11 protein-coding genes are annotated in these 16406 nt (G+C 70.6%); 5 read left to right on the plus strand and 6 right to left on the minus strand.

Annotation, left to right across the window (positions count from 1 at the left end):
• Positions 1 to 18: 18 nt before the first annotated feature.
• The 3 genes from meaB to A3IC_RS0134140 are packed head-to-tail and all read right to left on the minus strand — an operon-like array spanning position 19 to position 5137.
• Positions 19 to 1017 carry a methylmalonyl Co-A mutase-associated GTPase MeaB gene (meaB, locus tag A3IC_RS0134130; RefSeq protein WP_020554571.1) on the minus strand — a complete coding sequence of 333 codons (999 nt, stop codon included), beginning with the start codon at positions 1015 to 1017 and terminating at the stop codon, positions 19 to 21.
• On the minus strand, positions 1017 to 3233 hold the full coding sequence (gene scpA / locus A3IC_RS0134135) for a methylmalonyl-CoA mutase (RefSeq protein ID WP_020554572.1): 2217 nt from the start codon (positions 3231 to 3233) through the stop codon (positions 1017 to 1019). Before scpA ends, meaB begins: the two co-directional genes overlap by 1 nt.
• Positions 3230 to 5137: a methylmalonyl-CoA mutase family protein gene (locus tag A3IC_RS0134140; RefSeq protein WP_052173937.1), complete on the minus strand. Its 1908-nt coding sequence runs from the start codon at positions 5135 to 5137 to the stop codon at positions 3230 to 3232. The genes scpA and A3IC_RS0134140 overlap by 4 nt, the downstream gene beginning before the upstream one ends.
• Before the next feature lie 395 nt (positions 5138 to 5532).
• On the opposite strand from A3IC_RS0134140, the gene sdhC reads away from it, so the two are divergent.
• From sdhC to A3IC_RS0134160, 4 genes are read left to right on the plus strand one after another with little or no spacing between them, the layout of a single operon-like run.
• Positions 5533 to 5913 (plus strand): succinate dehydrogenase, cytochrome b556 subunit, encoded by a 381-nt coding sequence (gene sdhC / locus A3IC_RS0134145; protein ID WP_040877621.1) that lies wholly within the window; start codon positions 5533 to 5535, stop codon positions 5911 to 5913.
• 1 nt (position 5914) lies between these two features.
• A complete protein-coding gene (locus A3IC_RS0134150) occupies positions 5915 to 6361 on the plus strand; it encodes a succinate dehydrogenase hydrophobic membrane anchor subunit (RefSeq protein WP_020554575.1) in 447 nt (148 codons plus the stop codon).
• Between the two features lie 27 nt (positions 6362 to 6388).
• On the plus strand, positions 6389 to 8146 hold the full coding sequence (gene sdhA / locus A3IC_RS0134155; protein ID WP_020554576.1) for a succinate dehydrogenase flavoprotein subunit: 1758 nt from the start codon (positions 6389 to 6391) through the stop codon (positions 8144 to 8146).
• Positions 8143 to 8925, plus strand: a complete 783-nt coding sequence (locus A3IC_RS0134160) for a succinate dehydrogenase iron-sulfur subunit (RefSeq protein WP_026219069.1) — start codon at positions 8143 to 8145, stop codon at positions 8923 to 8925. Before sdhA ends, A3IC_RS0134160 begins: the two co-directional genes overlap by 4 nt.
• A 57-nt stretch (positions 8926 to 8982) precedes the next feature.
• Here A3IC_RS0134160 and A3IC_RS0134165 read toward each other — a convergent pair whose 3' ends face one another.
• From A3IC_RS0134165 to mfd, 3 genes are all read right to left on the minus strand, one after another.
• Positions 8983 to 10035, minus strand: coding sequence for a nucleoside triphosphate pyrophosphohydrolase (locus A3IC_RS0134165; protein ID WP_026219070.1), 1053 nt, complete (start codon positions 10033 to 10035; stop codon positions 8983 to 8985).
• Between the two features lie 21 nt (positions 10036 to 10056).
• A complete protein-coding gene (locus tag A3IC_RS58120) occupies positions 10057 to 10776 on the minus strand; it encodes a SurA N-terminal domain-containing protein (RefSeq protein WP_158696202.1) in 720 nt (239 codons plus the stop codon).
• Positions 10777 to 10974: 198 nt separating this feature from the next.
• On the minus strand, positions 10975 to 14532 hold the full coding sequence (mfd, locus tag A3IC_RS0134175) for a transcription-repair coupling factor (RefSeq protein ID WP_020554580.1): 3558 nt from the start codon (positions 14530 to 14532) through the stop codon (positions 10975 to 10977).
• 264 nt (positions 14533 to 14796) lie between these two features.
• On the opposite strand from mfd, the gene A3IC_RS0134180 reads away from it, so the two are divergent.
• Positions 14797 to 16263 carry an aldehyde dehydrogenase family protein gene (locus A3IC_RS0134180; protein WP_020554581.1) on the plus strand — a complete coding sequence of 489 codons (1467 nt, stop codon included), beginning with the start codon at positions 14797 to 14799 and terminating at the stop codon, positions 16261 to 16263.
• Positions 16264 to 16406 lie beyond the last annotated feature (143 nt).

Below are 16406 nucleotides of genomic sequence, written 5' to 3' on the forward strand. Positions count from 1 at the left end.
AACCAAGCGCCCGATTGATCAGGACTGCCCTTGCCGCCCATGGAACGCGTCCAGGATGCGAGACGCGGCAAGCGTCGCGGTGAGATTGCCGTCCCGGACGTCGCGTTCGAGGTCGGGCACGATAGCCCGCACCGCGGGGTGCCCGCGCAGCTCCGCCAGGAGCGAGTCGTGCACCGTCGCCCACGTCCAGTCGACCTGCTGTCGGCGCCGGAGCTCGGCCAACTCGCCGGTCGCCTCCAGGGTCTGCCGGTGCTTGAGGATGGTGTCCCAGACCTCGTCCAGGCCCTCGCCGGACAGGCCGGAGCAGGTCAGCACCGGCGTCGTCCACGACTCGCCCGCCCGGCGCATCAGCCGCAGCGCGCCCGCCAGTTCGCGGGCCGCCCGGCGGGCCGCGAGGGCGTACTCGCCGTCCGCCTTGTTCACCGCGACCACGTCGGCCAGCTCCAGGACACCCTTCTTGATGCCCTGGAGCTGGTCGCCGGTGCGCGCCAGGGTCAGGAACAGGAAGCAGTCGACCATGTTCGCCACGGTGGTCTCGGACTGGCCCACGCCGACCGTCTCCACCAGCACCACGTCGTGGCCGGCCGCCTCCATCAACACGATCGACTCGCGGGTGGCCCGCGCCACGCCGCCCAGGGTGCCGGCGGTCGGCGAGGGGCGCACGAAGGCGTTGTCGTCCACGGCGAGCCGACCCATCCGGGTCTTGTCGCCCAGGATGCTGCCGCCGTGCCGGGAGGAGGACGGGTCCACCGCGAGCACCGCCACCCGATGCCCCTCGCCGGTCAGCCGGGTGCCCAGCGTCTCGATGAAGGTGGACTTGCCCACACCGGGCACGCCGGTGATGCCCACCCGGTGGGCACCGCCGGCGTGCGGCAGCAGCTTGACCAGCAATTCCTGCGCGAGGTCGCGGTGGTCGGCCCGGGTGGACTCCACCAGCGTGACCGCCCGGGCCAGGATCGTCCGGTTGCCCGCGAGCACGCCTTCGGCGTACGCGCCGACATCGATCACGCGTGCCATCAGTCGACCGGCAGCTCGTGGTCCAACTGCTTGTACAGGCCCTTGAGCAGGTCCACTGCGGCATCCGCGATCACCGTGCCGGGCGGGAAGACCGCCGTGGCGCCCATGTCGAGCAGCGGCTGCACGTCGGCGGGCGGGATCACCCCACCGACCACGACCATGATCTCCTGCGCGTCCAGCGCCGCGAGTTCCTGGCGCAGCGCCGGGACCAGCGTGAGGTGACCGGCCGCGAGCGAGGACACGCCGACCACGTGCACGTCCGCCTCGACCGCCTGCCGGGCCACCTCGCCCGGCGTCTGGAACAGCGCGCCCACGTCCACGTCGAAGCCGAGGTCGGCAAAGGCGGTGGCGATCACCTTCTGGCCCCGGTCGTGGCCGTCCTGGCCCATCTTGGCCACCAGTATCCGCGGCCGGCGACCCTCCAGCTCCTCGAACCGGGCGACCAGCGAGCGGGCCGTCTCCACGTTCGGCGACATGCCCACCTCTTCCCGGTAGACCCCGGTCAGCGTCCGGATCTGCGCCTGGTGACGCCCGTACGCCGACTCCAGCGCGTCGGAGATCTCGCCGACGGTGGCCTTGGCCCGGGCGGCGTCCACGGCGAGTGCCAGCAGGTTGTGCTCCAGGTCGCGCGGCCGGGTGCCCTCGACGTCGGCCTGCGCCGCACCGGACAGCGCGGCCAGCGCCCGACGCACCGCGTCGTCGTCGCGCTCCTCGCGCAGCCTGCGCAGCTTGTCCAACTGGCCCTCGCGGACCGCCTTGTTGTCGATCTTGAGCACGTCTATCGCCTCGTCGCTGGCGACCAGGTACTTGTTCACGCCGATCACCGACTGCCGGCCCGAGTCGATCCGGGCCTGGGTCCGCGCCGCCGCCTCCTCGATCCGCAGCTTGGGCAGGCCCTCGGCGATCGCCGACGCCATGCCGCCGGCCCGCTCGGCCTCGGCGATGTGCTCGCGGGCGCGCACCGCGAGGTCGTGGGTGAGCCGCTCGATGTAGGCCGAGCCACCCCACGGGTCGATCACGTCGCAGGTACCCGACTCCTGCTGGAGCAGCAGCTGGGTGTTGCGCGCGATCCGGGCGGAGAAGTCGGTCGGCAGCGCGAGCGCCTCATCCAGCGCGTTGGTGTGCAGCGACTGGGTGTGCCCCTGGGTCGAGGCCATCGCCTCCAGGCAGGTGCGCACCACGTTGTTGAACACGTCCTGCGCGGTCAGCGACCAGCCCGAGGTCTGCGAGTGCGTGCGCAGCGAGAAGGACTTGGGGTTCTTGGCACCGAACGACTTCACGATGTCGGCCCACAGCAGGCGCGCGGCGCGCAGCTTGGCGACCTCCATGAAGAAGTTCATCCCGATCGCCCAGAAGAACGACAGGCGCGGTGCGAACGCGTCGATGTCCAGGCCCGCCTCGACCCCGGCGCGCAGGTACTCGATGCCGTCCGCGAGCGTGTACGCCAGCTCCAGGTCGGCCGTGGCCCCGGCCTCCTGGATGTGGTAGCCGGAGATCGAGATCGAGTTGAACTTCGGCATCTTCTGCGAGGTGTACGCGAAGATGTCGGAGATGATCGACATCGAGGGCTTGGGCGGATAGATGTAGGTGTTGCGGACCATGAACTCCTTGAGGACGTCGTTTTGGATCGTCCCCGTCAGGTGTTCCGGTGCCACCCCCTGCTCCTCCGCCGCGACGATGTAGAGCGCGAGCACGGGCAGCACCGCGCCGTTCATCGTCATCGAGACGGACATCCGGTCCAGCGGGATGCCGTCGAAGAGCTGACGCATGTCGTAGATCGAGTCGATCGCGACACCCGCCATGCCCACGTCGCCGGTCACCCGCGGGTGATCCGAGTCGTAGCCGCGGTGCGTGGCCAGGTCGAACGCGATCGACAGGCCCTTCTGGCCGGCCGCCAGATTGCGCCGGTAGAACGCGTTCGACTCCTCCGCGGTGGAAAAGCCCGCGTACTGGCGGATCGTCCACGGCTGGTTGACGTACATCGTCGGGTACGGCCCGCGCAGGAACGGCGTGATGCCCGGGTAGGTGCCCAGGAAGTCGAGCCCCTCCAGGTCCTCCTCGGTGTACAGAGCCTTGAGCGGGATGCCCTCGGGGGTGTCGTGCGTCAGCGCGTCCGCGTCCTTGCCGGTCTCCTCGCGCACGGCGTCCCGCCACGCGTCGAGGTCACCGGACGCGGGCGCGTCGAGCTCGACCTGGGTGAAGTCGGGAATGCTCATTTCGCCCCCTCCGGGGAATCCGCCGCGGTCTCGTAGGTGGCGTGCAGGACGGCGAGCGCGTCGCACCCGGTGTACACGTACCCGTCCAGGTCGGCTCCGTGCCCCTTTTGGCCCGCGAGCAGGATCCGGCGGGCGCCGGCTTCGCGCAGCGCGGCGGCGACCGGTGCCGCCAGGGTCGCGTACAACTTCTCCGAGGAGGTCAGCACGACGGTCGCCGGCCGGCCGGCCGCCGTCCACCGGTCCAGGATCTGCTCGACCGCGCCCTCGTCCGTCGCGGTGATGCCCGCTTCGACGGTGGCGATGCCGCCGGCGGCGAACAGGTTGGCGGCGAAGCCGGCCCGCGCGGTGTACTGCGCGAGCGGGCCCAGTGTGGCCAGGAACACGCTCGGGCGCGCACCGGAGGCGGCGAGCAGCGCGTCCGAGCGGTCGCGCAGCGACTCGTACGCCTCGGCGTAGCGCACCCGGGGCAACCCGGCGGCGGAGACCGGGACGTCGGGCGCGGGTTCGCGCACGACGGGCACCTCGGTCAGGTTGGGGAACTCGCTGACGCCGGTGATCGGGTCGGTGCGGTCGGCGATGTCCTTGTCCCGCTCGGCCCGCACCTCGGCCAGCTGCCCGGCGAGCCATCCGGAGTCGAGCGCGGCGACGATTCCGCCGCGCCGCTCGATCTCCTGGAAGAACGCCCAACCGGTGCGCGCGAGGTCGTCGGTGAGCTGTTCGACGAACCACGAGCCGCCGGCCGGGTCGATCACCTGCGCCAGGTGCGACTCCTCCAGGAGCAGCGCCTGCGTGTTGCGGGCGATCCGCCGGGAGAACGGGTCGGACAGGCCGATCGCGGCGTCGAAGGCGCGCACGGTGACCGCGTCGGCACCGCCGACACCGGCCGCGAAGGAGGCGACCGTGGTGCGCAGCATGTTGACCCACGGATCACGCCGGGTGGTCATCGCCCACGAGGTCAGCGCGTGCTGGCGCTGGGCACCGGCCGTGGCGGAGGCACCGGACGCCTGGGCGACGCGGGCCCACAACCGGCGGGCCGCGCGCAGCTTGGCGATGGTCGGGAACTGCTCGGCGGTGGCCGCGAAGCGGAACTCGAGCAGCCCCAGCGCGGTGTCCACGTCGAGTCCGGCGTCGGTCAGCGCGCGCAGGTACGCGACGCCGGCGGCGGTGGTCGCGCCCAGTTCCTGGCCCTCCGAGCCACCCGCCTCGTGGTACGGCTGCCCGTCCACGGCGATGGCCTGCAGGCCCGGGAACTCCGCGTGCACCCGGGCCGCGAGCTCGGCGGCGGCGGCCACGTCGGCGCCCGCCCCGGTGCGCGCGTGGTGCGAGATCGGGTCGGCGCCCACGTTGCCGCGCAGTTCGCCCGGGGCGACGCCGCTCGCGCGGAAGACGGCGAGCAGCGCGTCGGCGGCCGAAACGAAGTCGGCACCCGTGGTCAGGGCCACCGGCGCCAGGTCAAGCAGCACACCGGCGAGCGCGCGGGCCAGGTCGACCGGCGCCAGCGCGCCGTCACCCACCTGCAGGAAGACGGAGGTGACCCCGTTCTCCAGATCGGCGAGCACGCTCTCGTTGGCCCGGGCCGGGTCGGAGTCGGCGTGCAACTGGCGCACGTCCCAACCGTCCGCCGCGTGTCCGGCCGCGCGTGAGCCCCGGACGAACGGGCTCAGCCCGGGAACGCCCGGCCGGGCGGCCGCCTCCGTGTACAGCGGGGACAGCTCGATGCCGTCGTAGGTAGTGGTCGCCAGCAGGTCTTCGGGGCGCTCGGGCGCGTCGTTCTCGCCCAGCACCTTCGATTTGCGGAGCACGCCGGCCACGAGGCGCTGCCATTGTTCCCGCGTGGGCTGCGGGAACTGGCTCGCGAAGGTGGATCCGGTAGACGTGCCGCCATCGACAGTAGCCTCCGTCATGGGTCGCATCGTAGGGACCGACGGGGCGGATGAATACGCACTCCCGATGTGATGCCGGCCCTACCGGCCGGTCACCTCTGTGATCCGGGCCTCCGCGCTTGCCTCGAACTTTCGTCCGCAAGCGTGGCGCTTTCACCCGTACGAGTGCTGACGGGGCGTCAGCAATTCGTGACCCGTGACGTCCGGCTCACCCGGATGGTTCCACCGCGTCGTGCGGAATGGATCACATCGCGCGCCCTGCCACAAGGGGCCCCCTCATCGATGGCTACCATGGCCGGGGCCGGGCGACCGATACCCGGCCGGGCCGACCGACAACCAGAGGGTCCGACACGGAATGCGGACACCCTCCCAGCCGGCCGCGTCCCCACCTGTACCGCACCCGGAGGGTAGTTTCCGTGCCGGCTGGAACGCTCTACCGCGGCCGGGAAGGCATGTGGTCCTGGGTGGCTCATCGAGTCACCGGCGTCCTCATCTTCTTCTTCCTGTTCGCGCACGTCCTCGACACCGCACTCGTTCGCGTATCTCCCGAGGCGTACGACCAGACGATCGACATCTACAAGAACCCGTTCGTCAACCTGCTCGAGTACGGGCTCGTCGCGGCCATCCTGTTCCACGCACTCAATGGTCTGCGGATCATCGCGGTGGACTTCTGGGAGAAGGGCCCGCGCTACCAGAAGCACATGCTGTGGACCGTCCTGGCCGTCTGGCTGATCCTGATGGCCGCCAGCCTGCCGCGGATCCTGGAGCACACGATCAAGACCATCTTCGGGAGCTGACGTGTCTGCAACGATTGAGAACGCGCCCAAGATCCACGGCGGCGGTCCGTCGATCGAAAGCCCCCGCAGCAAGCGTTCGCCCCGTTCGACCAAGACCAACTTCGAGCTCTACGGCTGGCTGTTCATGCGGCTGTCGGGCATCCTGCTGGTCGTTCTGGTCCTGGGCCACCTGCTCATTCAGCTCGTACTCGACGGCGGGGTCAGCCGGATCGGCTTCGCGTTCGTCGCGGGCCGCTGGTCCTCGCCGTTCTGGCAGTCGTGGGACCTCATCATGCTGTGGCTCGCCGAACTGCACGGTGTCAACGGTCTGCGCACGATCATCAACGACTACGCGGAGCGGGACCAGACCCGGTTCTGGCTCAAGGCGCTGCTCTACACGTCCGCGCTGATCGTGCTTTTCCTGGGGACCCTGGTGATCTTCACCTTCGACCCGAACATCGGCAGCTGACCAGTACCCGAGGACTGAACGAGCATCATGCAGACCCACAAGTACGACACCGTCATCGTCGGCGCGGGCGGCGCCGGCATGCGCGCGGCCCTGGAGTCGAGCAAGCGCAGCCGTACCGCCGTACTGACCAAGCTGTACCCCACGCGTTCGCACACCGGCGCCGCGCAGGGTGGCATGTGCGCCGCCCTCGCGAACGTCGAGGAGGACAACTGGGAGTGGCACACGTTCGACACGGTCAAGGGTGGTGACTACCTCACCGACCAGGACGCCGCGGAGATCATGTGCAAGGAGGCGATCGACGCCGTCCTGGACCTGGAGAAGATGGGCCTCCCCTTCTCCCGGACCCCCGAGGGCCGGATCGACCAGCGCCGCTTCGGCGGACACACCCGCGACCACGGCAAGGCGGCCGTGCGCCGCTCCTGCTACGCGGCGGACCGCACCGGCCACATGATCCTGCAGACGCTGTTCCAGAACTGCGTCAAGCAGAACGTCGAGTTCTACAACGAGTTCTACGTGCTCGACCTGCTCCTGGCCGAGGACGAGGCGGGCAACAAGACCACCTCGGGCGTCGTCGCGTACGAGCTGGCCACCGGCGAGATCCACGTCTTCCAGGCCAAGTCGGTGATCTTCGCGACCGGCGGCTTCGGCAAGGTCTTCAAGACCACCTCGAACGCGCACACCCTCACCGGCGACGGCATGGGCATCGCCTGGCGCCGGGGGCTGCCGCTGGAGGACATGGAGTTCTACCAGTTCCACCCGACCGGTCTCGCGGGCCTGGGCATCCTGCTCACCGAGGGCGCCCGCGGCGAGGGCGGCATCCTGCGCAACGCCGACGGCGAGCGCTTCATGGAGCGCTACGCGCCGACCATCAAGGACCTCGCGCCGCGTGACATCGTCGCGCGCTCGATGGTCCTGGAGGTGCTCGAAGGCCGCGGCGCGGGCCCGAACAAGGACTACGTCTACCTCGACCTGACCCACCTGCCGGCGGAGCAGATCGAGGAGAAGCTGCCCGACATCACCGAGTTCGCGCGCACCTACCTGGGCGTCGAGCCGACCACCGAGCTGGTCCCGGTGTACCCCACCGCGCACTACGCGATGGGCGGCATCCCGACCAACGTCGAGGCCGAGGTGCTCTCGGACAACACCACGGTGGTGCCCGGTCTGTACGCGGCCGGCGAGGTCGCCTGCGTCTCCGTGCACGGCTCCAACCGCCTGGGCACCAACTCGCTGCTCGACATCAACGTGTTCGGTCGGCGCGCCGGCATCGCCGCCGCCGAGTACGCCACGTCGCACGACTTCGTCGAGTTGCCGGAGGCCCCCGAGGCCACCGTGGTCGAGATGATCGAGCGGCTGCGCGACAGCGCGGGCACCGAGCGGGTCGGCGCGATCCGCGCCGAGATGCAGGAGACGATGGACGCCAACGCGGGCGTCTACCGCACCGAGGAGACGCTGAAGCAGGCGCTCTCCGACATCAAGGGCCTGCAGAAGCGCTACCTGGACGTCTCCATCCAGGACAAGGGCAAGCGGTACAACACCGACCTGCTGGAGGCGATCGAGCTGGGCTTCCTGCTCGACCTCGCCGAGGTCCTGGTGGTCGGCGCGCAGAACCGCAAGGAGTCCCGCGGCGGGCACGCCCGCGAGGACTTCCAGGCGCGCGACGACGAGAACTACATGAAGCACACGATGGCCTACCGCGAGGTCGACGCGAAGGGCGAGCACTCGATCCGCCTGGGCTACAAGCCGGTCGTGGTCACCCGCTACCAGCCGATGGAGCGTAAGTACTGATGACTGCCGTAGTGGAAGAGACCGCGCCCGGCAAGGGGCACGGAGCCACGGCCGCCGAGCGTGACCACACCCTGATCACGATCACCCTGCGGATCCGCCGGTTCAACCCGGAGACCGACGCGGAGCCGTACTGGCAGGACTTCAAGGTCGAGGCCGACCCGACCGAGCGCATCCTGACCGCGATGATGAAGATCAAGGCGGAGCAGGACGGTTCGCTGACCTTCCGGCGCTCGTGCGCGCACGGGATCTGCGGCTCGGACGCGATGCGGATCAACGGCCGCAACCGGCTGGCCTGCAAGACCCTGGTCAAGGACTTGGACATGGCCAAGCCGATCACGGTCGAGGCGATCAAGGGTCTGAAGCTGGAGAAGGACCTCGTCGTCGACATGGATCCGTTCATGCAGGCGTACAAGGACGTGATGCCGTTCCTGATCACGTCCGGCAACGAGCCGACGCGCGAGCGACTGCAGTCGCCGGAGGATCGCGAGCGTTTCGACGACACCACCAAGTGCATCCTGTGCGCGGCGTGCACCACGTCGTGCCCGGTGTTCTGGAGCGACGGGCAGTACTTCGGCCCGGCCGCGATCGTCAACGCGCACCGGTTCATCTTCGACTCGCGGGACGAGGGCGCCGAGGAGCGCCTGGAGATCCTCAACGAGAAGGAGGGCGTGTGGCGCTGCCGCACGACCTTCAACTGCACCGAGGCGTGCCCGCGTGGCATCGAGGTCACCAAGGCGATCCAGGAAGTGAAGCGCGCGCTGATCTTCCGCCGCGTGTGATCGATTGACGCGAGGAGGGCCCGGAACCGATCGGTTCCGGGCCCTCGTGCGTTTCGGCTATCGTCCTTCGGCCTCGCGCACCCGGTCGCCGTGGCGCAGGGTCGCGGCGCGCAGCGCGGTCTCGGCGTCGACGCCTTGGCGGGCGGCCAGTTCGGTGACGGCGAGCAGCAGGTCGCCGATCGCCTCGGGGCCGGCGTAGTCGTCGTCCTCGAAGGCCGTCGGCAGCGCGGGTGTGGGCACGGTCAAGCCCGCTTTGGCGGTACGGGACAAGTACTTCGCCGCCAACGCCAGCGCCGGTTGGCTCAGTGCCACTCCGTCCAGCGCCGAGTCCCGGTCGCTCTTCTCCGCCGCCTTGAGCGTGTCCCAGTTGGCCTCGACCGCCTCCGGGGTGTCCGCCTCCACGTCGGCGAACACGTGTGGGTGACGGCTGATCAGCTTGTCCACGATGCCGCCGGCCACGTCGTCGATCGAGAACGGGTCGGCCTCGTCCTCCTCGGCCACCCGGGCGTGGAAGAACACCTGCATCAGCACGTCGCCGAGTTCCTCGCGCAGGTGCTCCCGGTCCCCCGAGTCGATCGCGTCGACCAGCTCGTAGGTCTCCTCGACCAGGTACCGCGCGAGCGACTCGTGGGTCTGCTTCGCGTCCCACGGGCAACCGCCGGGCGAGCGCAGCCGGTCCATCACCGCGACCAGGTCGAGCAGTCGCGCACCCGGCAGGTCCCACGCGCCGGGCAGCAGTTCGATCTCCGGGATCGGCTCGGCGTCCTCGCCGCCCGCCGCGACCTGCGCGAGCGCCGAACCCAGGCCCGGGTCGTCGTCGGTGGCCGCGAGCCACACCACCAAGCCGGTCCGGGCCCGCTCCAACAACCGGCGGGCAAGCGCGCGCGGGCCCGCGTCGAGGTCGACGATCTCGACTTCGACGCCCGCCTCGCGCAGGTACGGCAGCTGCGGGTGGTCGGCGTCCGCGGTCAGCACGCACCCGGTCGGCGTGCCGGCCGCTTCGCGCAGCGTGTGCCACGCGGGCCAGCTCAACAGACCGGGTGCGACCCGATGGGTACCGGCGAGCAGGACGAGACGGGCGGGCGGCGCGGAAGCAGGCGAGTCACTCACCCGGCCAGCCTACGGTCCGGGTCAGGTGCCGCTCTCCGCGCCGGACGGGACCTCCACGAGGCCGGGCGCGGCGGGCTGGGTACCCGCGGCGAGCCACGAGTACGCGGCGGGCGTCGTGCCCAGCTTCGCCGAGTCCCAGGTGCCGTACCGCGGGTTCACGGTGATCTTCATCGAGCTCGCCACGTCGCTCAGGTAGCCGTTCAGCTGGGTCTGGGCCTCGGCCGAGTCGAGCTGGATCCCGCGCGCCCTGGCGATCTCCGGCTTGAGCGCCTCGGTGCGCACGAACTCGTCCACCTCGCCGGGCAGCACCCCCGTCTGCAGCAGCCGGACCTGGAGCGCCTCCGGGCTGCCGAACCTCTTCTCCAGGGTGCGCCGGGCCTGGAGCACCTGGGTCGCGCTCAGCGTGACGTGATTGCGCCGGGCCGCCTCGTCGACCACCCGCCGCGAAATGAGCTGTACCAACTCGGCCTGGTTGGCCTCCAGTTGGGCACTCGTGCCGGTCAGCGCCAGGTTGTTGCGGGAGAACGCCTGCTCAAGCCGGTCGACCTTGGCGTTCAGGGTGGAGATCTCGATCCGGTCCCCGCCGACCGTGGCGGCGGCGCCGGCCTTGGACTCCGAGCAGCCGGCGAGCGCGAAACCGGTGACGAGCACCAGACCCAGCGCGGCCACCCGGGCCCGGGCCGCGGATCGCCGCCGGTGGCGCGCGGGATCGACAGGGACGGAACGCGACGTGCGACTCACACGAACTCCCGGTGGCTCGATGGCGCTGTACGGCGGTACGACTGTCGGCCACGGCAGGCGTGCGACCCATGACCAACGATCAAAGATACGGGTGGGCACGCTCGAAGTCCGCACATTCGCCAAGATCATCCGCGCCGGTCGGCGGACCGCCCGGCTCGGTTTCCGGGCCGGGGCACCGCGCCGGCCCGGAAACCGCCGCTACTTCCTCGCCGCGCCGATCGGCTCCAGCAGGATCGCGTCCACCAGGTCGCGCGCCCAGGCCAGCAGCGCGACGTCGCGCAGTGGTTGGCCGCCGATCCGGGCGGTCATCGGCTTGGGCACCAGGATCTGCCGGGTGGCCGTCTTGACCAGGGTCTTCGGGTAGAGCCGCTGGAGCCGCAACTGCTGCGACTCGCGCAGGTCGACCGGTCCGAACCGGACGAAGTTGCCCTGGAGGGTGACGTCGGCCAGACCCGCGCCGCGCACGTGCGCACGGAATCGGGCCACCTCCAGGAGGTTCTCCACCGGCTGCGGCAACGGCCCGTAGCGGTCCACCAGTTCGGCCCGTACCGCGTCGATGTCCGATTCGCAGGTGATCGCCGCGATCCGCCGATACGCCTCCAGCCGCAGCCGTTCGCCGGGCACGTAGTCGTGCGGGACGTGCGCGTCGATGGGCAGCTCGACGCGGATCTCCGAGAGCTCCTCGGCGCCCTCGCCGCCGGCCGCGAGTTCCTTGTACTGGTTGACCGCCTCGCCCACCATGCGCACGTACAGGTCGAAGCCGACACCCGCGATGTGCCCGGACTGCTCGCCGCCCAGCAGGTTGCCCGCGCCGCGGATCTCCAGGTCCTTCATCGCCACGAACATGCCCGCGCCCATCTCGGTGTGCTGGGCGATGGTGGCGAGCCGCTCGTGCGCGGTCTCGGTCAGCGGCTTCTCCGGCGGGTACAGGAAGTACGCGTACGCGCGTTCGCGGCCTCGGCCGACCCGGCCGCGCAACTGGTGCAGTTGGGACAGGCCGAAGTTGTCCGCCCGCTCGACGATCAGCGTGTTCGCGTTGGAGATGTCGATGCCGGATTCGACGATCGTGGTGCAGACCAGTACGTCGAACTCCTTCTCCCAGAAGTCCACGACCACCTGTTCGAGCGCGTTCTCGTGCATCTGGCCGTGCGCGATCGCCACCCGGGCCTCGGGCACCAGTTCGCGGATCCGCGCGGCCGCGCGGTCGATCGACTCGACCCGGTTGTGGATGTAGAAGACCTGGCCCTCGCGCAGCAGCTCGCGCCGGATCGCGGCGCCCATCTGCTTCTCCTCGTACGGCCCGACGAAGGTCAGCACCGGGTGCCGCTCCTCGGGCGGCGTGGTGATCGTGGACATCTCACGGATGCCGGTGACCGCCATCTCCAGGGTGCGCGGGATCGGCGTCGCGGACATGGTCAGCACGTCCACGTTCGCGCGCAGCTTCTTCAACTGCTCCTTGTGCTCGACGCCGAAGCGCTGCTCCTCGTCGACGATGACCAGGCCCAGGTCCTTGAACTTCGTATCGGACGAGAACAGCCGGTGGGTGCCGATCACGATGTCGATCGAGCCTTCGCGCAGGCCCTCCAGGACCGCCTTGGCCTCGGTCTCGGTCTGGAACCGGGACAGCGACCTCACCACGACCGGGAACTGCGCGTAGCGCTCGGAGAACGTGGAGAAGTGTTGCTGGACCAGCAGCGTGGTGGGCACCAGGACGGCCACCTGCTTGCCGTCCTGGACCGCCTTGAACGCCGCGCGCACGGCGATCTCGGTCTTGCCGTAGCCGACGTCGCCGCAGATCAGCCGGTCCATCGGGATCGGCTTCTCCATGTCGCCCTTGACCTCCTCGATCGAGGAGAGCTGGTCGGGCGTCTCGACGTAGGGGAAGGCGTCCTCCAGCTCGCGCTGCCACGGGGTGTCCGAGCCGAACGCGTGTCCGGGCGCGGCCATCCGGGCCGAGTAGAGCTTGATCAGGTCGCCGGCGATCTCCTTGATCGCCTTCTTCGCCTTGGCCTTGGTCTTGGCCCAGTCGGCGCCGCCGAGCCGGTGCAGGGACGGGCTCTCGCCGCCGACGTACTTGGTCACCTGTTCCAGCTGGTCCGTGGGCACGAACAGGCGGTCGCCGGGTTGGCCGCGCTTGGCCGGCGCGTACTCCAGGACCAGGTACTCGCGCTGCGCGCCCTGCACGGTGCGCTGGAGCATCTCGACGTAGCGACCGACACCGTGCGACTCGTGCACGACGAAGTCGCCGGGCTTGAGCTGGAGCGGGTCGACCATGTTGCGTCGCCGGCTGGGCAGCCGGCGCATGTCCTTGGTGGAGGTGCGCTGGCCGGAGACGTCCTCCTCGGTGAGCACGAGGGTGCGCAGCGACTCGGAACCGAAGCCGTGGCCGATACAGCCCGTGGTCACGTGCACGATGCCGGTGTCCGGCACCCGGTCCAGGTCGGCGTCCAAGCGGGCGGCCACGCCCTCGCCGGACAACGTCTCGACGAAGCGCGCGGCCGGACCGTGGCCCTCGGTGACCAGCACCACGCGCCAGTCCTCGGCGAGCCGGCCCTTGATCTCGGCCAGCACCCGCTGCGCGTCGCCGCGATACGCCTCGACCTCGACCGCACCGATCTCGGTGCCCGCGTCGTCGGCATCGGCGCTGAACGGGCTGAGCGACCACCACGGCACGCCGATCTCGGCGGCGTGCTCGCGCACGTCCGCCAGGCTCCACAGCGACGCGGCGCCCAGGTCGATCGGGCTCTCCCCACCGCCCGCCGCGGCGGCCCAGGAGGCGTCCAGGAACTCGCGGCTGGTGGCCACCAGGTCCGCCGAGCGGGTGCGCACCCGCTCCGGGTCGCAGACCAGCACGTGGCTCCCGGCCGGCAGCACGTCCAGGAGCAGTTCCATGTCGTCCACCAGGGCTGGTGCGAGCGACTCCATGCCCTCGACCGCGATGCCCTCGGCGATCCGGCCGAGCATCTCGACCAGCCCGGGGTGCTCCACGAGCAGCTCGCGGGCCCGCTCGCGCACCTGGTCGGTGAGCAGCAGTTCACGACAGGGCGGTGCCCACAGGCCGTGCTCGGCGGTTTCCAGGGAGCGCTGGTCGGCGACCTTGAACCAGCGGATCTCCTCGACCTGGTCGCCCCAGAACTCGACCCGGAGCGGGTGCTCCTCGGTCGGCGGGAAGACGTCCAGGATGCCGCCGCGCACCGCGAACTCGCCGCGCTTCTCCACCAGGTCGACCCGGGAGTAGGCGGCGGCCGCGAGCTGCTCGACGACGGTGTCGAGGGCGATCTCCCGACCGGCGGTCAGGGCCACCGGCTCCAGGTCGCCGAGCCCCTTGACCTGGGGCTGGAGCACGCTGCGAATCGGGGCGACGACGACCTTGAGGGTGCCGGTGCCGGAGTCGGCGAGGCCGCCCGTGGTCGGGTGCGCGAGTCTGCGCAGCACCGCGAGTCGGCGCCCGACGGTGTCCGAGCGCGGGGAGAGCCGCTCGTGCGGCAGCGTCTCCCACGAGGGGTATTCCACGACGGAGTCCTCGGGCAGCAGCGACCCGAGCGCGGCCACCAGGTCCTCGCACTCGCGGGTGGTGGCGGTGACCGCGAGCACCGGCCGATCCGCGCGGGCCGCGATGGCGGCCACCACGAACGGGCGCAGTGCCGGTGGTCCGACGAGGTCGAGGGCGGTACCGCGGCCCTCGGACGCGGCCCGCACCGCCTCGGCGACGGCGGGGTCCTGGACGACGATGTCTAGCAGACCGGTCAGACTCATGGGCCGGTTGGATCCTCCGCAACGCGAACGGCCCCGACCTTGGAAAAGGACCGGGGTTCCCCGACAACCCTACGCCCGAAGGGGTCGGTGTGGCCCGCGATGACATCGTGTGACTGTGACCAGTACCGCCCACCTCTCCCTCTTGGCAATGCGACTGTTAGGGGGTCCAATGGCCTGCGAACAGGAATCTGACGGGCCGTCGGATTTTCGACGGGCCGTCGGGAGTCCGGGGCAGCGGCTGGACCAGGGGAGACGACGGACACGATGAGCAGCGCGCAGCAGAAGCTCTACATCGGCGGCGAATGGGTCGAGCCGGAGCGCGGTCACTACGAAGTGATCAACCCGGCGACCGAGGAGGTCGTGGGCCTGGCGCCCGAGGCGTCGGTGGAGCAGGCGAACGCGGCCGCGGCGGCGGCGGCCGAGGCGTTCGGCACCTGGTCGCGGACCACGCCCGAGGAGCGCGCCGGCATCCTGGACCGGGCCGCGGATCTGTTCCTGAAGATGGGCGGCGAGGTGGTTCCGCTCGCCTCCGCCGAGACCGGTGCGACCCTCGCGGTCGCGGGCATGATGCAGTTGGGCACCACGTACTCGCGCTTCAAGCGCTACGCCAAGGGCGCGCTGGAGCCGACCGAGTTCGCGCTCAACCCGCAGGCGACCCCGGAGACGGCGCTGAGCAGGGCGGGCATCTTCGGCGCGCTGGAGGTGCGCCAGCCGGTCGGTGTGGTCACCTGCATCACGTCGTACAACAACCCGCTGGCGAACACCGCGGGCAAGGTCGCGCCGGCCCTGGCGATGGGCAACACCGTCGTGGTCAAGCCCGCGCCGCAGGACCCGCTGGCGGTGTACCGGATGGCCGAGGCGCTGGCGGAGGCCGGGCTGCCCGCCGGCGTGCTGAACATCATCACCGGCTCGGGAGTGGACGTCTCCGAGGCGACGGTGGCCTCGCCGCACGTGGACATGATCAGCTTCACCGGCTCGACGCTGATCGGTTCGCGGATCGCCGAGGTCGCGGGCCGCACGTTCAAGCGCCAGCTGATGGAGCTCGGCGGCAAGGGCGCGTGCATCGTGCTCGACGACGCGGACCTGGACGCGGCCGTGCACGGCATCGGCACGGTGTGGAGTTTCTACGCCGGCCAGATCTGCACCGCGCCGACCCGGGTGATCGCCCAGCGCGGCATCTACGACCGGTTGGTGGAACGGCTCGCGGAGCACGCGCGCGGGCTCAGGGTCGGCAGCCCGCTGGACCCGGCGACCCAGGTCACCCCGGTCATCTCGGCCGTGCAGCGGGGCCGGGTGGAGGCGCTGATCGCCAAGGGCCGCGAGGAGGGCGCCCGGCTGGTGGTCGGCGGCGAGCGTCCCGACTTCGAGAAGGGCTTCTACGTCGCACCCACGCTGTTCGCGGACGCGACCAACGAGATGACCATCGCGCGCGAGGAATTCTTCGGCCCGGTGGTCACCGTGATCCCGTTCGACGGGGACGAGGAGGAGGCGATCCGGCTCGCCAACGACTCGGACTACGGGTTGATCTCCTACGTGTTCGCGGGCGACACCACGCGCGCCTACGGCATCGCGCGCCGGCTGCGCTCGGGCGGTGTCGGGGTGAACACCGTGGGTCGCAACATGGAGGCGCCGTTCGGCGGCTTCAAGCAGTCCGGTGTCGGCCGCGACGGCGGCTCGTACGGGCTGGCCGCCTACAGCGAGATCCAGAGCATCGTCTGGCCCAGCGCCTGACCGGCTCGCGATGACCGCGGACGGCCCCGGGATCCTTCCCCGGGGCCGTTCGCACGTTCGTGTCCGGGACGCCTCGGGTTCGCCGGTTTCCCGCGTGGGGGTGGGGTTGTGGCCATAACCTGATGGGCGGCCCGGGGCGCTCG

This window comes from Embleya scabrispora DSM 41855 (genome assembly GCF_000372745.1).
GTDB lineage: Bacteria > Actinomycetota > Actinomycetes > Streptomycetales > Streptomycetaceae > Embleya > Embleya scabrispora.

Excerpts from the sequence above, each read along its gene's own strand:
- meaB (WP_020554571.1), bottom strand. The coding sequence starts at position 1,017 with ATGGCACGCGTGATCGATGTCGGCGCGTACGCCGAAGGCGTGCTCGCG.
- scpA (WP_020554572.1), bottom strand. The coding sequence starts at position 3,233 with ATGAGCATTCCCGACTTCACCCAGGTCGAGCTCGACGCGCCCGCGTCC.
- A3IC_RS0134140 (WP_052173937.1), bottom strand. The coding sequence starts at position 5,137 with ATGACGGAGGCTACTGTCGATGGCGGCACGTCTACCGGATCCACCTTC.
- sdhA (WP_020554576.1), top strand. The coding sequence starts at position 6,389 with ATGCAGACCCACAAGTACGACACCGTCATCGTCGGCGCGGGCGGCGCC.
- mfd (WP_020554580.1), bottom strand. The coding sequence starts at position 14,532 with ATGAGTCTGACCGGTCTGCTAGACATCGTCGTCCAGGACCCCGCCGTC.
- A3IC_RS0134180 (WP_020554581.1), top strand. The coding sequence starts at position 14,797 with ATGAGCAGCGCGCAGCAGAAGCTCTACATCGGCGGCGAATGGGTCGAG.